Raw genomic sequence first — 17,602 nt, forward strand, 5'->3', positions numbered from 1 at the left:
AGGTCATGGTCTATTCAACTTTGCCTATTCACCCGGTTTGCGCCGCGCCAAATCGCAGGCATACTCGGTCCGGTTCCGTCTCGCCCCCACGTGCGGACGCTCAATCAGTCTTCCGGATACGAAACCATGCGCCCGCAGCCGCTCGCCGCTTGTCTCGCTCTGGTCGTCTTCCTGCCGTTTGGGGGCGCATCAGCAACACCGCAAGCCACACCCGCAGCTCCGGCCCCCGCGGCACCTGCTGCCGCGGGGGCAACCCCTGCCGCGCCGACCGGCAACCCGTCGAATGGGCGCTTGCTCGCCTATACCTGCCAGGGTTGCCACGGCGTCACCGGCTATAAGAACGCCTACCCCAGTTATCGCGTGCCCAAGATTGGCGGCCAGACCAGCCAGTATCTGACCCAGGCGTTGACCGAATATCGCCAGGGCAAGCGCAAGCATCCAACCATGCAGGCACAGGCGCAGAGCTTTTCCGAGCAGGACATCGCCGACATCTCCGCCTTTCTGTCCACCCTCAAGTAAGCGCCCACATGCCGAACGCCCTGCACGCTCCGCGTCTAGCCATCGTCCTGGTCGCTGCCCTGATGATGGCGGCCTGTTCCCAATCCCAGGTTGAGTCCACCGATCACTCCGCTGGCGACCCCGGCCACGCCAGCGGCGAGCACGGCTCCGGCTCGTCGGCAGGTCTGCCCACCGGCCGCGCCGACGCCGGCGACAAACTCGCCCATGCCAAGGGCAAGGCGACCGGCCAGAGCTGCGTGGACTGCCACGGTGCCGATGGCAATGCGCCGATCGATCCCAGCTATCCCAAACTGGGCGGCCAATACGGCGACTATCTTGCGCATGCGCTGCAGGCCTACCGTAGCGGCGACCGTCAGCATCCGTTGATGACCGCCCAGGCCACGGCGCTGAGCGATCAGGACATCGCCGACCTGGCGGCGTACTTCGGCGCGCGTCAGACGCAGTTGCGCGATCTGCACGGCGTCAACTGAGTGCGATGCGAACGTCGCACCGTCTCATTCGGAATGAAAAAGCGCTTGCGCGAACATTAACAGGCCGCTATCATTTCGTTCTCAGTTTCGTGGGGCCATAGCTCAGCTGGGAGAGCGCCTGCATGGCATGCAGGAGGTCGGCGGTTCGATCCCGCCTGGCTCCACCACTTCAGACATTAGGCCGTCTCAAGTGGAAAACGAGGTTTTGATACGCGTCCCCATCGTCTAGAGGCCTAGGACACCACCCTTTCACGGTGGACACCGGGGTTCGAATCCCCGTGGGGACGCCAATCATCCAAAAGCCCCGGCACTGCCGGGGCTTTTTTTTGCCTGTCACCAGGCCGAATCCGGTTCTGAGCGAGGCTGGGCATGCCTCGGTTCATCGCCATGATGCAGCGGACAGAAAGAGTTGAATCTCTGCCGCGGATGGCGCGCGCTTGGTGTGCGAATCGATACGCACGCACTGCTGTTCGGCAGGCCACCACTGCTGCCAACACCCGCTCGATCCAAGCGCTTGACGAGTTTCGGCACGACTCAAGCGTATGCGGATGCGCATTCGCGCGCGCACATAATTTTGCTGTCGATGTCCCTGCCCGCCTCGCAGTTGCCACGTTGCCAGAAGCGTCGCTACAGATTGCCGCGCCAAAAACGCAATGTGCGCGATGGTCGCGCTCACGCATGCCGTGATGACGGCGAGCACGGGACGCGAATCCGGTGTTGCTTGTAGACGAGATGCAGCGGACTTGACGCGCGACCCGGCGCGGCAGTTGCTCGCAAATCGACCGCTGTCGAAGTGAGTGCAAACTCACATCGGCGCATCCAGCGCGCCGATATCGTCGTCGCTGCAATCCACTGCACGCCCCGAACACCGTGGACTTATGGCGCTTCATGCACTCCAGCTGCGCCGTTGCTGTTCAATCGCCGCGCTCGACGCATGCGGCCCGGCAGTTCGCCCGGCGGCTGCGCCCTTGCTACAACTTTTTTGCCCAGACCACTTCCCATCGCGCGGCGATGTCGCTATGATTGCCGGCTGGCAGCAACGCGGGGCCATAGCTCAGCTGGGAGAGCGCCTGCATGGCATGCAGGAGGTCGGCGGTTCGATCCCGCCTGGCTCCACCACTTCAGACATTAGGCCGTCTCAAGTGGACAACGAGGTTTTGATACGCGTCCCCATCGTCTAGAGGCCTAGGACACCACCCTTTCACGGTGGACACCGGGGTTCGAATCCCCGTGGGGACGCCAATCATCCAAAGCCCCGGCACTGCCGGGGCTTTTTCTTGTCTGTCCCTAACCTTCGTCTCAGACGTATTTCGAGGCCATTGCGGGCTGGGACCAGTGGCGCGCAAATGCATTTCACTGGCGAGCCTTGTATTCAACTCCCCGCTACGCACTCGCAAGCCATTACATCGCTGACCAATCGTCTCGCCACCTCGCAATGCGTTCGGGGCGTGTCGCAGGCCCCATCGCACGCTAATGCGATGAGTAAAACCTCCGTCCGATCTCAAGGCCAGCCACGCAGTGCACGGTGCGAAACACCTCAGGTCTGCCCACTATCCAGCGCCTTGCGGCCCTCGTGCGTCAGGTCGATGTCGCCATCTTCAGCTTGCGTGGCATAGCCGGCGCGTACCGCCCAGTTTCCCTCTTCGTCGGCCACCGGCTTGGTGTCGTGGATGTCGCGCAGGATGCGCAGCTGTTGCGAAGCATCGAAGTCCATGGGGTCACCCGCTCAAAAGAGACTCCCACGGTACGCAAGCAGCGTGATGGTCGCGTGCCTGCAACGTCATCCATTACCTGCGCACTGCACGGCGCGCGGCAGTTGCGTGCCTGATGCGTGGCGTGCCGATGGACGAACTCGAGCGATCAGCATCTGCGCCACGCAGATGCACTGCAAACAAATTGCTCCTGACGCCAGTCGTGCATCGCGCGCCAACCACGCCGTCGCTTCGCGCTCCGTTCGACCGCACTGACGGTCGCCAGCCTCGCTGGTCGCGCCGCATCAACGAAGCCCCACGCCCTGCCGAACGGCACACAGCAAAAAGCCCCACCGGACTTCTCCAGAAGGGCTTTCGCTGGTACTGCAACAACCTGGTGCCGAAGGTGGGACTCGAACCCACACGCTTTTAAGGGCGGCGGATTTTGAGTCCGCTGCGTCTACCGATTCCGCCACTTCGGCGTGGCCGCGCAGTATAGCGACTTGTTGTTGAAACGAACAGTGTCAGTTTGCGCCTGACGAATTCAGGTGCAAGCGGGGTCTGCAGCGCTGTGTCCAGGCAGTCCCGATATACTGGCCGACTCAGTAAAGGAGTAAGCAATGTCGGTGTTGCGTGGAGTTCGGGTACTCGTGGTCGAAAACGATGACATGAATGCCATGCTGCTCGACCTGCAGCTTGTTCAGGCGGGTGCCGTCGTCATCGGCCCGGTCGGCGAAGTGCGCGATGCCCTGCAGCTGATCAGCGCCGAGCCACCGGATATCGCAGTGCTGGACTATCGCCTGGGTAACGGCGAAACCAGCGAACCGGTCGCACGCCTGTTGTCGGAGCGCGGTATCCCGTTCGTGCTGGCAACCGGCGTGGCCATCGGCAGCATCCCGAGTGGATTCGAACGTGGTGTCATCCTGATCAAGCCCTATCTGTCCGAAGAACTGATCGGTGCATTGTCCAAAGCGCGCGAGTTGCGCGGCGCTGAGGGCTGAGCAGCAGGACCGGGCGCCCTGCCGGTGCCACTGCCAGGTGCGGCACGCCTGCCCTCTCTCTAACACCTTATCCTTCTGCCACAGACGCATTGTGTTGCCATGTGCCGGCAGCGATTAGCTGAATCGCCGGTTCCGCGGCGCTGCCGGTGCAGGCCGGTTGCTACTAGAATTTGCCATCGAAGAATGACGGGCGGGTCGCTGGATGGATATCGCCGTGTCGCCGTTAGCCGGCTTGCTGCCGGAGACGAGCGAAACTGCAGCATTACTGGCCGCTTCCGTGCACGCTGCGGACGCGCTGTTGGGCGACAGCCCCGCGCTGCGCACAGCACTCTCGATCTGCCTGCATGCGCAAGTTCCGATGCTGCTCGTATGGGGCCGCGACGAGCGCTGTATCTACAACGATGCCTGCATTGCACGACTGGGACCGCACCACCCGGCGGCATTCGGGCAGCCGCGTGCGGCGCTGACATACGCATCCAATCGCGATGGCGATGACGAGCCAGCCGCGGCAATGGCCCTGGAGCTGGAGCGCTGGTCATGCAGCCCAGTGCTGCAAACGGGCGAGCAGGTAGGCGCGCTCTACATCGGCGTTGCGGATTCGACCGCTGACGTCAGCGAACAACGTCGCAGCGATAGTCGCGATAGTTTTCTATTGATGCTGGAAGACGCACTGCAGCACGTGTCCGATCCGCGGCAGATCATCGACACCAGCGTGCGCCTGCTTGGCGAGCATCTGCAGGCGAACCGTTGCGCATTCGGTCTGGTCGCTGCCGATGGCAGCACCATGCATGTCATCAGCGACCATGTGCAGGACATGCCGAGCCTGCAAGGCGACTTCCCACTGGAGGCCGCACAGGGCCTGCGCGATGCGCTGCTGGCGAACCGTCCCTGGTTCACGACCGATGCGATGGCGCCGGGTGCGCCGGACTATGTGGCCGAGCAGTACCGCCGCTCCGGCTTGCGCGCCTCGCTGGCCATTCCGCTGCACAAGCACGACCGATTGGTGGCCGCGATCGGCGTCCATCAGCGTGCACCGCGGCGCTGGCTGTCGGCGGAGATCGAACTGGTGCGATTGGTCGTGGCACGCTGCTGGGAATCGATGCAACGGGCCAAGGCGCAGCAACAACTCGCGGCCAACGAAGCGCGCCTGCGCCGCCTCGCCAATACGCTGCCGCAGATCATCTTCATTGCCGATCCGGACGGACGACCGCACTACTTCAACCAGCGCTGGTACGAGTACACCGGCCTGGATCCTTCCAGCAACGAAGATGCCGCCTGGCACCGCGCGCACACTGCCGATGGTCTGCGCCTGTCCGAGCAGGCGTGGAGCCTGGCATTGAAAGGCCAGCGCGCTCTCGAGGTGGAGTGCGAACTGCTGCGTCACGACGGGCAATCACGCTGGCACCTGGTGCGCGCGCTCCCGGTGCGCGGCGACGATGGCAGCATCAGCGAGTGGATCGGTACCTATACCGACATTCATGACCGGCGCGCATTCGAGCAGCAATTGCGCGAAAGCGAAGTGCGCTTCCGTGCGCTCTGCGAGACGGTGCCAGCGATGATCTGGATGGCCGACGCGCAAGGCGATTGCGTGTACTGGAATCCGCGCTGGTACAACTTCACCGGACAGGGGGAAGACCAGGCACTGGATCAGGGCTGGTGGGATGTGATGCATCCGGACGATGCAGCACGCGTGCGGCATGCCTTTGAACAGGCACTCGAGCAACGCGGCGAATTCCTCGCCGAATACCGCGTGCGCCGCCACGACGGGCAATACCGCTGGTGCATCGACACCGCATCCCCGCACTTCGCCAGCGACGGACGGTTTCTGGGGCACATCGGCTCGCTCACCGACATCTCCGAACGCAAGCACATCGAAGATGCCACCGCTTCGGACCGCGCGATCCTGAGTTTGATCACCACCGGCGCACCATTGCCGGTGGTGCTGGATGCGATCGCATTGAGTGTGGAGGCACGCGGTGAAATCCCGTTGTACTGCTCGGTGATGGTGCGCGATGAGGTCCGCCACACCTTGAGTTTCGGCTCGGCACCGCATTTTCCGATCGAGTACCGCGGGCACTTCGAGCCATCGCCGATCGGGCCGGAGGGGCCGCCGTGCGCCCTGTCGGCGCACCTGGGTCGTCAGGTGATCTGCAGCGATCTCCAGGCCGATGCAAGCTTCAGCAGCCACCATGCGATCTCGGCAACGATGGGCATCGCCGCGTGTTGCGTTACCCCGATCCTGGCCAGCAACGGGCAGGTATTGGGCACGCTCAATATCTACTACGACCGCCCTCACCTACCGTCCTTGCGCGAGCAGGCGATGGCGCGCTCGGCCTCGCACCTGGCCGGCATCGTGATCGAACGCACCCGGGTGGATGCCAAGCTCAAGCTGTCGTTGCAGGCGGAAACCGCCGCGCGCGCGCAGGCCGAGCATGCCAACCGGGTCAAGGACGAATTCCTGGCCACGCTAAGCCATGAGTTGCGCACACCCCTCAACGCGATCCTGGGTTGGTCGCGGTTGATGCAATCGGACATCGCCGATCCGGCCAATCTGGGCCGGGGCCTGGTGATCATCGAACGCAGTGCGCGCGCGCAGACGCAGATCATCGACGACCTGCTGGATATGAGCGCGATCCTGTCCGGCAAGATCCGCCTGCAGGCCGAGCATTTCGATATCGCCGGGTTGGTGCGCAGCGTGCTGGAACTCATGCAGCCGACCGCGTTGGCGCGCAAGATCGCACTGGAGCTGGATGCGCCTTGCGATGGCGAGCTGTGGTTCTTCGGCGATGCCGGGCGGCTGCAGCAGGTGCTGACCAACCTGCTCAGCAATGCGCTGAAGTTCACCCCTGCCGGCGGTACGGTGCGAGTGGCGATGGATGTCGAAGACGAGCGGCTGCGCCTGTGCGTGCAGGACACCGGGATCGGCATTGCGGCGGATTTCCTGCCGCATGTGTTCGACCGTTTTCGTCAGGCCGATGCAGGCACTACACGGCGCGTGGGCGGCCTGGGGCTGGGCCTGTCGATCTCGCGTCAGTTGGTGGACCTGCATGGCGGCAGTCTTGGCGCCTCCAGCGCGGGCGAAGGCCAGGGCGCGCTATTTACCATCGTGTTGCCGTTCCAGCACGGGGTCAGCGATCTGCGGCCTGCCTCGGCAGACACCACCCACGTGGGCGCGCTGCCGGACGAGTGCCGCGACCGCCTGGCTGGCGTGCGCGTCCTGCTGGTCGACGACGATCAGAATTCGCGCGAAGCGGTGATGCAGTTCCTGATGCTGGCCGGGGCGCAGGTGCAGGCTGCCGGGTCGGTGGACGCGGCCGAGCACTGCTTGGTGAACGCGCACTTCGATGTATTGGTCAGCGATATCGCGATGCCCTTACGCGATGGCTACGACTTGATCCGCACCGTGCGTTCGGGCCGCGCCGATCTGCCGCGGCATATTCCGGCCATCGCCCTGACCGCCTATGTCCGCGAAGAAGACCGCGACCGCGCGGTAGTAGCCGGCTTCGATGCGCACATGGGCAAGCCGGTGGAACCACCCGGCCTGGTCGACCTGATCGAACGCTTGATCTTGCCCGCGCGCGCGGTGCGGGCTGCAGTGGAATAGCACTGCAGCGTGCTAGGCCGATGACTTCGTCACCGATCGGCACACTGAGGATGCTTGCCTGCGCCGAAGGCTTTTACTTATAAGCCAAACCGCAGACCAATCCATCGCCACATTAGATCCGCGCCAAGCCATTCAACCACGCCGATCAACCGACAGATCAAAAGCGCGACTTAGCTACGTTTGGCACGCGCGAATGCGGCAGCCAGGGCGTTGTCCGCCGGCGGCGCGGTGATCCGCGGTTTGCTATTGGCCTGCGCCTGACCGCGTCCACCACCGTCGCGCCTGCCCTGCCCCGGACCGCCGCTGCCACGGGCTTCGCGCGGTTGCGCTGCGCCATCCGCCGCTGGCGGCGTGTCGGACAGACGACAGGTCAGCGCGATGCGCTTGCGCGCCACATCCACCTCCAGCACCTTGACCTTGACGATGTCGCCGGCCTTGACCACATCGCGCGGATCCTTGACGAAGGTCTCCGACAACGCCGAGATGTGCACCAATCCATCCTGATGCACGCCGATATCGACGAACGCACCGAACGCGGCCACATTGCTGACCACACCTTCGAGCACCATGCCCGGCTTGAGGTGCTTGATGTCCTCGATGCCTTCGGCGAACTGCGCTGCCTTGAACTCCGGGCGCGGATCGCGGCCGGGTTTTTCCAGTTCCTTGAGGATGTCGCGCACGGTCGGCACACCGAATTGGTCGTCGGTGAACATCTCCGGCTTCAGGCCACGCAGAAAACTGCCGTCGCCCAGCAATGCCTTGATCGGCTTGCCGGTGCTGCTCACGATGCGTTCCACCACCGGATACGCTTCCGGATGCACCGCAGAGACGTCCAGCGGCTCCTCGCCATCGGCAATGCGCAGGAAACCGGCGCACTGCTCGAAGGTCTTCTCGCCCAGCCGCGGCACCTTGAGCAGGTCCTTGCGTCGCTTGAACGGGCCATTGTCGTCGCGGTGACGCACGATATTTTCCGCCACCGTGCCTGACAGCCCGGACACGCGCGACAACAACGCCGCCGAGGCCGTATTGACGTAGACACCGACCGCGTTGACGCAGTCTTCCACCCGCGCTTCCAATGCCTTGGCCAGACGGTATTGATCCACATCGTGCTGGTACTGGCCCACGCCGATCGCCTTGGGCTCGATCTTCACCAGTTCGGCCAATGGATCCTGCAGACGGCGCGCGATCGACACGGCGCCACGCAGCGACACATCCAGATTCGGGAATTCTTTGGCCGCGAACTCCGAGGCCGAATACACCGATGCGCCCGCCTCGCTCACCACCACCTTCTGTACCTTGGCAGCGCCGCACAGCGCAATCGCCTCACCGGCCAGCTTGTCGGTCTCGCGGCTGGCGGTGCCGTTGCCGATCGCGATCAGCTCCACGTTGTGCTGCATGCACAACTTTTTGATGGTCTGCAGCGACTGATCCCACTGCCGCTTGGGTTCGTGCGGATAAATCGTTTCGGTGGCCACCAGCTTGCCGGTGGCATCGACCACGGCGATCTTGCAACCGGTACGGATGCCCGGATCCAGCCCAAGCACCACCCGCGGACCGGCCGGCGCTGCCAGCATCAGGTCCTTGAGGTTGTCGCCGAATACCGCGATCGCTTCGGCCTCGGCCTTTTCGCGCGCCTGGTTGAACAGGTCCAACAGCAAGTGCATATGCAACTTGGCGCGCCAGGTCAGCCGGCACGCGTCCAGCAACCAGCGATCGGCTGGACGGCCTTCGTTGGAGATACCGGCATTGCGCGCCACACGGCCTTCGGCGTACTGGTGGCCAGCCTCGGCATCGCTGCCCGGATCCAGATCCAGATACAGGATTTCTTCGCGGCGTGCGCGAAACAGCGCCAGCAAGCGGTGCGAAGGAATCTTCGCCAATGTTTCGGCGTGATCGAAGTAGTCGCGGTACTTGGCACCGGCCTCTTCCTTGCCCTCGGCGACCCGTGCGCGGATCACGCCATTGTCGCTCAGCCAACTGCGCAGCTCACCGACCAGCGCCGCATCTTCGCCCCAGCGCTCCATCAGGATGGCGCGCGCGCCTTCCAGCGCCGCCTTGCTGTCGGCAACACCTTTCTCGGCATCGACGAAGGCTGCCGCGGCCACGTCCGGGGATTGCGTCGGGTCCGCCAACAGGCCATCGGCCAGTGGCTCCAGCCCGGCTTCGCGCGCGATCTGCGCGCGGGTGCGGCGCTTGGGCTTGTAGGGCAGGTACAGGTCTTCCAGCCGCGACTTGGTGTCGGCTGCCAAGATCTCGTTGCGCAATTCGTCGCTGAGCTTGCCCTGCTCGCCGATGCTGGACAGGATCGCCGCGCGGCGCTCTTCCAGCTCGCGCAGATAGGTCAGGCGCGTTTCCAGGTTGCGCAGCTGAGTGTCGTCCAGCCCGCCGGTGACTTCCTTGCGGTAGCGGGCGATGAAGGGGACGCTGGCGCCTTCGTCGAGCAAGGCGATGGCGGCGTGCGCCTGGGCGGGCTGGGCACCGATCTCATCGGCGATGGTGCGAGCAATCTGCTGGGCGAGCTGGCTATCGTGCATGACGGCGCGGGGTGACCCGCTTCACTGAAAAACGCATTTTCGCAGTGCCGGCCCGCCACGGAAACCCGTTGACAACGCCGCCGTAAACCTATGCTGCCGCGCTCAGCTGACCTGACGAGCGTAATGGGTGGCGGCACGTTCGACCAGAATGCTTTCGTGCAGCGACTCCAGCGCCATCACGCGGATCTTGCCGACATCCTTCAGCGGCACCATGCGTTCGACATACACCTCAGGGCCAGCATCGGTCATCGCACGCGACTTGCTGAAACCGTAAGGCACCACGCCCTTGTCGCCATCTTTGCTGCCACCGACGTACAGGACAATCGACATACCCACACCCTCTTCTGCTGCTGTTGCTGCGTTGTGGCGGCAGGATAACCAGCACGCCGTGAGGAGCTTTCCACGCACGTTAACGCTGGCTGTTTGCCGTTTGGTGACGGCGGCAAGGCCGGGCTCGCCTCACGGCCGCTTCACCCCGCTTGGCGGTCAATCGCCGTCCATCCGCTCGCTGCTCGACACCGCATGGACCTCAAAAGTGGCTACCCGTTCTGGTCGATCCGCAACGGGTTGATGCGCGCGTACCCGCGTCTGGAGCAAGACACCGTCTGCGAAGTGGCCATCGTCGGTGGTGGGGTGACCGCCGCGCTGATTGCCCACGAATTGGTGCGCCATGGGCACGAAGTCGCGGTAGTCGAACAGCGCGACATCGGCTGGGGCAGCACCTCGGCCAGCACCGCATTGCTCCAGTACGAAATCGATACACCGATGATCGAACTGGCCAGACAGCACGGCATGCAGGCAGCGGCACTGGCCTATGGGGCGTGCGCGCAAGCCATCCTCGACCTGCAGGGCCTGTGCAATACCTTCGGCGGCACCGACTTCACGCGCCAGGACAGCCTGTACTACGCCAGCCGCTCGCGCGATATCAAAGACCTGCGCAGCGAGCTGGAGACCCGCCAGGCGCACAGACTGCCGGTGGAGTGGATCGAACGCGAGCCGCTCTGGCACAACTACGGCGTGCATTCGGATGGCGCGATTCTGAGCCGCCTGGCCGCCAGCGTAGACCCGTACCGCCTGTGCTACCGCCTGTTTTCCGAGTGCGAGCAATACGGCGCACGCATCTATGACCGCACCGCCATTGCCTCGATCGATCCGCACGACCCGCATGTCGACCTGCGCACCGAAGACGGTGTGAGCGTGCGCGCCCGTCACGTGATCCTGGCAGCCGGCTATGGCAACCAGCGCTGGCTCTCGCAGCCGGTGGCGCGCAATCGCAGCAGCTACGCCTTCGTGACCGACACCCTGCACGACAGCGAAATGGGCGCGCTTAAGCACACCATGATGTGGGAGACCGCGCGCCCGTATCTGTACCTGCGCAGCACACCAGACGGGCGCGTGGTCGCGGGTGGCGAAGACGACAACATCGACATTCCCCCTCGCCGCGACGCACGCGTGCAGGGCAAGCTCAGGACGTTGCTGAAGAAAATTGGCAAGACCATGCCCGATATGCGCCTGCGCCCGGCGTTCGCATGGGCTGGCACCTTCGCAGAGACTGCCGATGGATTGCCGTTCTTCGGGCCGCATGCCGAACTGGGGCCACGTGTATCGTTTGCGATGGCCTATGGCGGCAACGGCATTACCTATAGCGCCATTGGCGCAGGCTTGTTGCGTGCACAACTAGAGGGCACGCCTCACCCGCTGTCCGAATTGTTCGGCTTCGCGCGCCTGCGTTGAATCCCCCACGGCCACCAACCGTGGCCGTGCATCGCATAGGTATCGGCAGCCCGCTCCAGCGGATTGCGCACGTGGATGCCGCCGCACAGAACATACATGGGCAGGAACAGCGGCCCAAGCAGCATGTACTGATAGACATGCGCGCGCTCGTGGTCGCCCAGGCGCACCGGCGGATGCTGGCAACGGCCTGCGGCGTGCGCGTAGGTGCTGCACTGCAGGTCCAACGATGCACCTTTCAGCAGGATCACGTTGCCCAACGTCATTGCGCCCCCCGGACCCCACGGCCAGGCGTGGAAGACCACGGCATGTTCCCGCGGCGACCAGACGGGACGCGCGCCGAAACACCAGCCGGCCGCGCCGATCGCGAGCCCGATCAAGGTGTTGGGCAGCGTCCACAACGCGCCCAGCACCTGCAATGCAGGCAGGCCGCGCATTACCGGCTTCAATCGGCCTGGTTGGGGATGAGCAGCCACAGAATCAGATACACCAGGATGCCGGGAAACGCGGCCGAGGCAATCGACACGATGACGAACAACACACGCAGCAGCGTCGAGCTCCAGCCAAAACGACGCGCAATGCCGCCAACGACACCGGCGATCATGCGGTCGTTGAGGGAGCGGGACAACGTGGTGGTAGACATTGGCAGAACTCCTGCAAGACGTAGCCAACAGTCTAGAAAACGCGGCCGCTGCAGATCGTGATGGCCGCCCGGCCTGCTTGGCGCAGCGTCACCTGCGCGGCGTGCAGGCAGCCATCTCAGGCATTGCCGCCGCGTTCCTGCAACCAGCGATGGATTGCCACCGGCACCTCGCGCTGCGCACGCCCGGAGACGTAGATTCCGATGTGCCCGCCACGGAAGCTCAATTCGCTGTAGTCGTCGCTGCCGACCAGCCCTCCTAGCGCCCGTGAGGCATCCGGCGGCACCAGGTGGTCGTGTTCGGCGTAGATATTCAGCACCGGCATGTCGAGCACCTGCAGATCGACTGCCTGTCCCCCGATGCTCACCTGCCCGGTGACCAACCCGTTGCGCTGATAGAACAACGTGACGAATTCGCGGAAGGCCTCACCGGCCAGGTCGGGCGAATCGAAGATCCACTTTTCCATGCGCAGGAAATCCTCCAGCGCCTGCTTGTCGTCGAGGATGTCGAGCAGGCCCACGTATTTCTGCAGATTCAGCCGGAACGGCTTGAGCATCAGGTAACTGGCGTTCATCAGGTCCGCCGGCACGTTGCCCATCGTGTCCACGAACAGATCCACATCGACCATGCGCGCCCAGTTGGACAGCATGTTGTCGGGAGTATGGAAATCCACCGGTGTCACCATGGTGATCAGGTTGCGCACCTTGTCGCGTTGCAGCGCGGCGTAGCACAACGAAAACGTGCCGCCCTGACAGATGCCGAGCACATCGACCGCTTCCAGCCCCGACTGCGCCCGCAGGTGATCCACCGCACCGTCGATGTAGCGCAGCAGATAATCTTCCAGCGTGAGGTAGCGCTCGGAGCGGTCCGGGTAGCCCCAATCCAGCACGTAGACATCCTGGCCGTGACTCAATAGCCCCTTCACCAGCGAGCGATCCGCCTGCAGATCGACCATGTAGGGGCGATTGACCAATGCATAGACAATCAGCAGCGGTGTCTTTGCCACCGGTGCCTGCTCGCCGATGAAGCGGTATAGCACCACCTTGCCATCGCGCCAGATTTCTTCGCGCTCGGTGACGCCATAATCCACATCGTCCACGCCCGGCAGCAACTTGAGCCCTTCGCGCAACTTGCGTTGCATCGACAAGGTTTCCTGCATCAGGTCTTCGGCACTGAATCCCAACGGACCTTTCATGCCTGCGCTCCACGTTTTTTACCTGCAGCGGGTTTACGGTCCGCAGGCTTGGGCGGGGATTTCGCCCCACCGCGCTTCTTGACCGAGGTCGTTTTCGTCGACTTGGAGACCGCTGGCGCCTGTTTCGGAGCCACCTTTTTCGTCGCGGTCCTGTCGACGGACGCCTTCTTGGATGCACCCGGCTTGACTGCCCGTGCTGCCTCCGCCGGCCGCGCTGCCGCCGCACTGGCGCTGGCGGACGACGCGCGCTTGCCCGCCGCCGATGTCACCGTTTCAGGCTGCGGCGCCGCAGCGGGCTTGCTTGCCGGTGAAGCTGCGTTACGCAGCATCCGCCTGACCAGGCGTTCCAGTTCGGCAATGCGCCGATGCGCGGCGTCCATCTCCGAACGTGTGGGCATGCCGAAGCGTTCGCTGAGTTGCTCGACCTCTTCCTGCAGCGCAGCGCGCAGACGCATGTGCGCATTGGCAAAACCGCCGTACACCTTGCGGAACTGCTCCGACAAGGCGACATCGGCATAGGACTCTTCGGCCGCCTCGATCCACAGATCGAACAGGGCGCGGGCGCTGGTCAGCTGGCTACCGCTGCTCTCGTGCTCGCTCAGCTTGGACGCGAAGCGCGCGAACGCCTGCTCGATCGCCGCCTTGAGTTGCTCGCCATAGGCCTCCGACTGGGCCTGGAACTCCTGCTGTGCGCGTGCCAGTTTCTGCAGGCGCGACTGGTGGTTGCGGTTCAATCCGAACGCCGGCATGTCCAGCCAGGGCGCATTTTCCTCGCGCCACTTCTGCAGCGCCTGCACCGCGTCCTGCAGCCATGGGTCGAACCCGCCTGGGCTGCCGCCGCGCAGCGAACCCAAGGTCCACTGCATCAGCTGTTCGCCCTGCCCTTGTACGGCCTGGCGCCAGGCCTCGGCCACTTCATTGGCCGAGGTGTCGCGCCCGGCAAACTGCGCGGCCACCTGCTGCATGGTCCCGAACCAGTCGCCGGCCTGGGTGCGAAAGCGGTCGATGGCCTCCTGCGCCTGCGGGGCGGCCTGGGTGGGCAGCAACTGCGACCACCAATCCACGGCCTTGCGCCAATCCTGCGGAGCATCGCTACCGGACGCGGGCGGTGGTTGTTGCGCGGCGGCGCCGGCCTGGCCGTGGCGCATGGCATCTCCCCAGGCAGCCCAATACTGGCGCGCCTTGTCGTCGAAGTTGCCGTTGTCCGAACCGCTGCTTGCCATCATCCCGTCCAGTGACCTTTACCCAGCCATCCTACCGCGTGCGTGGCGGTGTGCCGCTCAGGGCTTGGGGATACGCAGCGTTTTGCTGATCATCAGCGAGCCGGACACCGCAAACAGCAGCACCAGCGGATGGAACTGCCACGGCCCCAGTTGCCATTGCCCCCACCACAAGGTGTCGCCGATATGCCCGCTGCTGGCGGCAACGGCGAGCAGGATCACCAATACCAGGCTGGTCGGAATGGGCGTTCCTTCGAAATACGGCACCTTGTCGGCCTCGCCAGCGATCTCTTCGGCGGTGACGTTGTAGCGCGCCAGCCGGCTGACCCCGCAGCAGACGAAGTAGCTCAGCACCAGCCAGTCCCAACCGCCGCGCATGCCGCAGGCGTAGCCCAGCGCCGCCGGCGCCACGCCGAAGGAGATCACGTCTGCCAGCGAATCCAGTTCGCGGCCCAGCGTGGAAGACGCTTTGCGCCAGCGCGCCACGTGCCCGTCCAGCGCATCGAACACGAACGCCAGCGGGATCAAGGCCATGCCAAGCAGCAGATCGCCGCGATGCCCCTCTTGCAGGAACCGCATGGCCGCAAACACCGCGCCGGTGCCGCAGAACGCGTTGGCAAGCGTGAACCAGTCCGCGAGTTGGAAATCGCGCAGCATCGAAAAATGGCGTTTCATGCGGAGCCTGAGGTGAGCAAGGCGCAAAGGGTAACGCGCGCGCGCCATGCAGGCGACCGTTTCGCTGCACTCGGCTAGGCTGGCGATCCGCGTGACCGCTCCCGGCCGCGCACCACTTCACGAGGACATCCGATGCGCAGCATCCTGATCACCGGCGCGGGCAGCGGCATTGGCGCCGGTATCGCCAGCCAACTGGCGGCCGATGGCCATCATCTGCTCGTCAGCGATGTGCAGCTGGCGGACGCCGAGCGCACGGCCGAGGCGTTGCGCCAGGCAGGCGCCTCGGCCGAGGCGCTGGCGTTGGACGTGACCGATGCAGACAGCATTGCGCAGGCACTGGCCAACGCATCACGCGCCCCGCAGGTACTGGTGAACAATGCCGGCCTGCAGCATGTGGCCACACTGGAGGAGTTCCCGATGCAGCAGTGGGCGCTGCTGGTGGATGTCATGCTCACCGGCGCCGCACGCCTCAGTCGCGCCGTGCTGCCCAGCATGCGTGCAGCCGGCTATGGCCGCATCCTCAATATCGGCAGCATCCACTCGCTGGTGGCCAGCCCATACAAAAGTGCGTATGTCGCCGCCAAGCATGGCCTGGTCGGCCTGGCCAAGGTCATCGCGCTGGAAACCGCCGATTGCGACATCACCGTCAACACGCTCTGCCCCAGCTATGTGCGCACACCACTGGTGGAGCGGCAGATCGCCGATCAGGCGCGCACCCGCGGCATCGCCGAGGACGCGGTGGTGCGCGATGTGATGCTCAAGCCGATGCCCAAGGGCGCCTTCATCGAGTATGACGAGCTGGCCGGCACGGTGGCGTTTCTGATGTCGCATGCCGCGCGCAACATCACCGGGCAAGCCATCGCCATCGACGGCGGCTGGACGGCCCAATGATCACGCTGGCGAAATTTTGACCAGGCGTCGCGCATGCCAGATGGCGCAAGGGGTGCGCGCACTTGTCCACAGACTTGCGCAGCGTCCATCCACAGGGGGTGTGGAGAACTGGGTGAGGCCTTCCGTTCCTTAGAGAGCCGAAAGGCTCTTCAACGTTCCATGTTCAACTCCGGACGGTTGAGCCTGGCTGGAATTGGTGCTGCGCTGCGAGCCGGCACGGCTCGCCGATCGGATGGGAAGCGCTGCTCCGCTTCCCCCATCGCACGTCGAGGACGTCGACCTACAGCAGTCGGGCTCGGTTGGGTAGCTGCCGGAACGGTGTCGGCGACACGTCCCCCATCGCGTTGTGCACGCGCAGCGATCAGATCCGCGAATACGTCCACGACTGCATGCGCCCGTCGCGATACGGCATGACGCCGTGGAACAGGCGCGGGTCGCCATCGAATACCAGCGGCAGGAAATGGCGGTCGCCTTCCCACATTGGCACCTGGTCCATCCGCTCGATCGCGATCCACTCCAGCGTCCCTTCCGGATTGGAGGTGTGGGGCGTGCCGTCGAAGCTGTGGATCAGGAACACGAAGCCCAGCCAGTCTTCGCCCTGCTTGCCGAAGCCGGGCCAGCTGATGGTGCCGCGCAGCTGCATCTGCCCGCAGTCGACGCCGGCTTCCTCGCGTATCTCGCGGCGCATGCAGGCCAGCACGTCTTCGTCCGGCTCCATCTTGCCGCCCAGGCCGTTGTATTTGCCCAGATGCTGGTCGCCGGGACGGGCATTGCGATGGATCATCAGCACCTGGGTGCCGTCCGGCGACAACAGGTAGCCGAGCGTGGCGACAATCGGGGTATAGGGCATGGCATGCGATCTGACACGAAGCGCATCAGTATGACCGAAGCGGCACGCCGCACGCGGCGGTAACGCCAGCTCAGCCGACGGCGGCCTGCGGATTCGGGCGCGGCGGTGCCACGTGATCGGTATCCAGGCGCAGGGTCGCAACGCCGTGGCCGCGTTCGGCCAGGTACTCCAGCCACTTGCCCAGGAACGTATTCATGCGCATGCGGTGGCTGATCAGCTCGGCCGGCGGCGGGAACATGCCCATCACGTCCTGCCAGCGCCGACCGACATAGCAATGCGTGGTCTCGGCCTGGCGCGCATCGCGGTACAGCCGCACATACGCCGATGGGTCCGGCTCGCCGGTGACCGGGTCGCACAGGTCGTAGGTCAGGCGCAGTTCCACCGTGTAGCGGTGGCATTCGATCACGTCCAGCCGCAGGTTCAGGCCATCGCCGATCGAGGACACGTACGAGCCCGGCGCAAGATCGGCCGGGGCGAACAGCCGGGTCAGATGTTGGAAGTTTTCTGCATACAAGCCCATCAGCCAGCCGAAGCGGCTCAGTTTGGGAATGCGTTCGAGTTTGCTCAGTGCTTGCGCCAT

16 protein-coding genes and 5 tRNA genes are annotated in these 17,602 nt (G+C 64.4%); 10 read left to right on the plus strand and 11 right to left on the minus strand.

The features are described 5' to 3' along the window. Positions 1-126 precede the first annotated feature (126 nt). The 6 genes from AC1POX_RS12000 (at position 127) to AC1POX_RS12025 (ending at position 2,231) form a co-directional block, all read left to right on the plus strand. Positions 127-519 (plus strand): c-type cytochrome, encoded by a 393-nt coding sequence (locus tag AC1POX_RS12000; RefSeq protein ID WP_218543606.1) that lies wholly within the window; start codon positions 127-129, stop codon positions 517-519. Positions 520-527: 8 nt separating this feature from the next. Then, positions 528-989, plus strand: coding sequence for a c-type cytochrome (locus tag AC1POX_RS12005; RefSeq protein ID WP_008576685.1), 462 nt, complete (start codon positions 528-530; stop codon positions 987-989). 91 nt (positions 990-1,080) lie between these two features. Then, positions 1,081-1,156, plus strand: a tRNA-Ala gene (locus AC1POX_RS12010). A 47-nt stretch (positions 1,157-1,203) separates the two neighbouring features. After that, positions 1,204-1,279, plus strand: a tRNA-Glu gene (locus AC1POX_RS12015). 753 nt (positions 1,280-2,032) lie between these two features. Continuing rightward, positions 2,033-2,108, plus strand: a tRNA-Ala gene (locus tag AC1POX_RS12020). Between the two features lie 47 nt (positions 2,109-2,155). Beyond that, positions 2,156-2,231, plus strand: a tRNA-Glu gene (locus tag AC1POX_RS12025). Positions 2,232-2,526: 295 nt separating this feature from the next. Here the strand turns inward: AC1POX_RS12025 and AC1POX_RS12030 are convergent. After that, positions 2,527-2,703 carry a hypothetical protein gene (locus AC1POX_RS12030; protein ID WP_003482805.1) on the minus strand — a complete coding sequence of 59 codons (177 nt, stop codon included), beginning with the start codon at positions 2,701-2,703 and terminating at the stop codon, positions 2,527-2,529. A gap of 372 nt (positions 2,704-3,075) precedes the next feature. Next, positions 3,076-3,162 (minus strand) — tRNA-Leu (locus tag AC1POX_RS12035). 138 nt (positions 3,163-3,300) lie between these two features. Here AC1POX_RS12035 and AC1POX_RS12040 point away from each other — a divergent pair. Both AC1POX_RS12040 and AC1POX_RS12045 read left to right on the plus strand, forming a co-directional pair. Next, positions 3,301-3,681: a response regulator gene (locus AC1POX_RS12040; RefSeq protein ID WP_011347430.1), complete on the plus strand. Its 381-nt coding sequence runs from the start codon at positions 3,301-3,303 to the stop codon at positions 3,679-3,681. A 202-nt stretch (positions 3,682-3,883) separates the two neighbouring features. Beyond that, on the plus strand, positions 3,884-7,285 hold the full coding sequence (locus AC1POX_RS12045; RefSeq protein WP_372356209.1) for a PAS domain S-box protein: 3,402 nt from the start codon (positions 3,884-3,886) through the stop codon (positions 7,283-7,285). 170 nt (positions 7,286-7,455) lie between these two features. On the opposite strand, the gene AC1POX_RS12050 is transcribed toward AC1POX_RS12045, so the two are convergent. Continuing rightward, a complete protein-coding gene (locus AC1POX_RS12050; protein ID WP_008573244.1) occupies positions 7,456-9,819 on the minus strand; it encodes a Tex family protein in 2,364 nt (787 codons plus the stop codon). A gap of 102 nt (positions 9,820-9,921) precedes the next feature. Then, on the minus strand, positions 9,922-10,149 hold the full coding sequence (locus tag AC1POX_RS12055) for a hypothetical protein (RefSeq protein ID WP_008573245.1): 228 nt from the start codon (positions 10,147-10,149) through the stop codon (positions 9,922-9,924). A 192-nt stretch (positions 10,150-10,341) separates the two neighbouring features. Between AC1POX_RS12055 and AC1POX_RS12060 the strand changes: the two genes are divergently transcribed. Then, complete coding sequence (locus AC1POX_RS12060; protein ID WP_338334042.1) at positions 10,342-11,553, plus strand: NAD(P)/FAD-dependent oxidoreductase; 1,212 nt, start codon at positions 10,342-10,344, stop codon at positions 11,551-11,553. Here AC1POX_RS12060 and AC1POX_RS12065 read toward each other — a convergent pair. From AC1POX_RS12065 to AC1POX_RS12085, 5 genes are all read right to left on the minus strand, one after another. Beyond that, the gene (locus AC1POX_RS12065) at positions 11,511-11,987 is read right to left on the minus strand and encodes a hypothetical protein (protein ID WP_029819514.1); all 477 of its coding nucleotides are present in this window, start codon (positions 11,985-11,987) and stop codon (positions 11,511-11,513) included. The genes AC1POX_RS12060 and AC1POX_RS12065 overlap by 43 nt on opposite strands. Positions 11,988-11,995: 8 nt before the next feature. After that, positions 11,996-12,193, minus strand: a complete 198-nt coding sequence (locus AC1POX_RS12070) for a PspC domain-containing protein (protein ID WP_011347425.1) — start codon at positions 12,191-12,193, stop codon at positions 11,996-11,998. Between the two features lie 116 nt (positions 12,194-12,309). After that, on the minus strand, positions 12,310-13,386 hold the full coding sequence (locus AC1POX_RS12075) for a class III poly(R)-hydroxyalkanoic acid synthase subunit PhaC (protein ID WP_011347424.1): 1,077 nt from the start codon (positions 13,384-13,386) through the stop codon (positions 12,310-12,312). Beyond that, the gene (gene phaE, locus AC1POX_RS12080) at positions 13,383-14,612 is read right to left on the minus strand and encodes a class III poly(R)-hydroxyalkanoic acid synthase subunit PhaE (RefSeq protein ID WP_372356210.1); all 1,230 of its coding nucleotides are present in this window, start codon (positions 14,610-14,612) and stop codon (positions 13,383-13,385) included. Before phaE ends, AC1POX_RS12075 begins: the two co-directional genes overlap by 4 nt. Before the next feature lie 54 nt (positions 14,613-14,666). Continuing rightward, positions 14,667-15,329, minus strand: a complete 663-nt coding sequence (locus tag AC1POX_RS12085) for a CDP-alcohol phosphatidyltransferase family protein (protein WP_011347422.1) — start codon at positions 15,327-15,329, stop codon at positions 14,667-14,669. Positions 15,330-15,413: 84 nt separating this feature from the next. On the opposite strand from AC1POX_RS12085, the gene AC1POX_RS12090 reads away from it, so the two are divergent. Then, the gene (locus AC1POX_RS12090; RefSeq protein ID WP_218196085.1) at positions 15,414-16,172 is read left to right on the plus strand and encodes a 3-hydroxybutyrate dehydrogenase; all 759 of its coding nucleotides are present in this window, start codon (positions 15,414-15,416) and stop codon (positions 16,170-16,172) included. 361 nt (positions 16,173-16,533) lie between these two features. Here the strand turns inward: AC1POX_RS12090 and AC1POX_RS12095 are convergent, their stop codons facing one another. Then, a complete protein-coding gene (locus AC1POX_RS12095; RefSeq protein WP_057682200.1) occupies positions 16,534-17,022 on the minus strand; it encodes an NUDIX hydrolase in 489 nt (162 codons plus the stop codon). A gap of 70 nt (positions 17,023-17,092) precedes the next feature. Continuing rightward, on the minus strand, positions 17,093-17,602 hold the full coding sequence (locus AC1POX_RS12100) for a DUF1249 domain-containing protein (RefSeq protein ID WP_008573198.1): 510 nt from the start codon (positions 17,600-17,602) through the stop codon (positions 17,093-17,095).

The sequence above is a fragment of the Xanthomonas sp. NCPPB 3442 genome (assembly GCF_056725145.1).

Excerpts from the sequence above, each read along its gene's own strand:
- AC1POX_RS12000 (WP_218543606.1), top strand. The coding sequence starts at position 127 with ATGCGCCCGCAGCCGCTCGCCGCTTGTCTCGCTCTGGTCGTCTTCCTG.
- AC1POX_RS12005 (WP_008576685.1), top strand. The coding sequence starts at position 528 with ATGCCGAACGCCCTGCACGCTCCGCGTCTAGCCATCGTCCTGGTCGCT.
- AC1POX_RS12030 (WP_003482805.1), bottom strand. The coding sequence starts at position 2,703 with ATGGACTTCGATGCTTCGCAACAGCTGCGCATCCTGCGCGACATCCAC.
- AC1POX_RS12040 (WP_011347430.1), top strand. The coding sequence starts at position 3,301 with ATGTCGGTGTTGCGTGGAGTTCGGGTACTCGTGGTCGAAAACGATGAC.
- AC1POX_RS12045 (WP_372356209.1), top strand. The coding sequence starts at position 3,884 with ATGGATATCGCCGTGTCGCCGTTAGCCGGCTTGCTGCCGGAGACGAGC.
- AC1POX_RS12050 (WP_008573244.1), bottom strand. The coding sequence starts at position 9,819 with ATGCACGATAGCCAGCTCGCCCAGCAGATTGCTCGCACCATCGCCGAT.
- AC1POX_RS12055 (WP_008573245.1), bottom strand. The coding sequence starts at position 10,149 with ATGTCGATTGTCCTGTACGTCGGTGGCAGCAAAGATGGCGACAAGGGC.
- AC1POX_RS12060 (WP_338334042.1), top strand. The coding sequence starts at position 10,342 with ATGGACCTCAAAAGTGGCTACCCGTTCTGGTCGATCCGCAACGGGTTG.
- AC1POX_RS12065 (WP_029819514.1), bottom strand. The coding sequence starts at position 11,987 with ATGCGCGGCCTGCCTGCATTGCAGGTGCTGGGCGCGTTGTGGACGCTG.
- AC1POX_RS12070 (WP_011347425.1), bottom strand. The coding sequence starts at position 12,193 with ATGTCTACCACCACGTTGTCCCGCTCCCTCAACGACCGCATGATCGCC.
- AC1POX_RS12075 (WP_011347424.1), bottom strand. The coding sequence starts at position 13,386 with ATGAAAGGTCCGTTGGGATTCAGTGCCGAAGACCTGATGCAGGAAACC.
- phaE (WP_372356210.1), bottom strand. The coding sequence starts at position 14,612 with ATGATGGCAAGCAGCGGTTCGGACAACGGCAACTTCGACGACAAGGCG.
- AC1POX_RS12085 (WP_011347422.1), bottom strand. The coding sequence starts at position 15,329 with ATGGCGCGCGCGCGTTACCCTTTGCGCCTTGCTCACCTCAGGCTCCGC.
- AC1POX_RS12090 (WP_218196085.1), top strand. The coding sequence starts at position 15,414 with ATGCGCAGCATCCTGATCACCGGCGCGGGCAGCGGCATTGGCGCCGGT.
- AC1POX_RS12095 (WP_057682200.1), bottom strand. The coding sequence starts at position 17,022 with ATGCCCTATACCCCGATTGTCGCCACGCTCGGCTACCTGTTGTCGCCG.
- AC1POX_RS12100 (WP_008573198.1), bottom strand. The coding sequence starts at position 17,602 with ATGGCGCAAGCACTGAGCAAACTCGAACGCATTCCCAAACTGAGCCGC.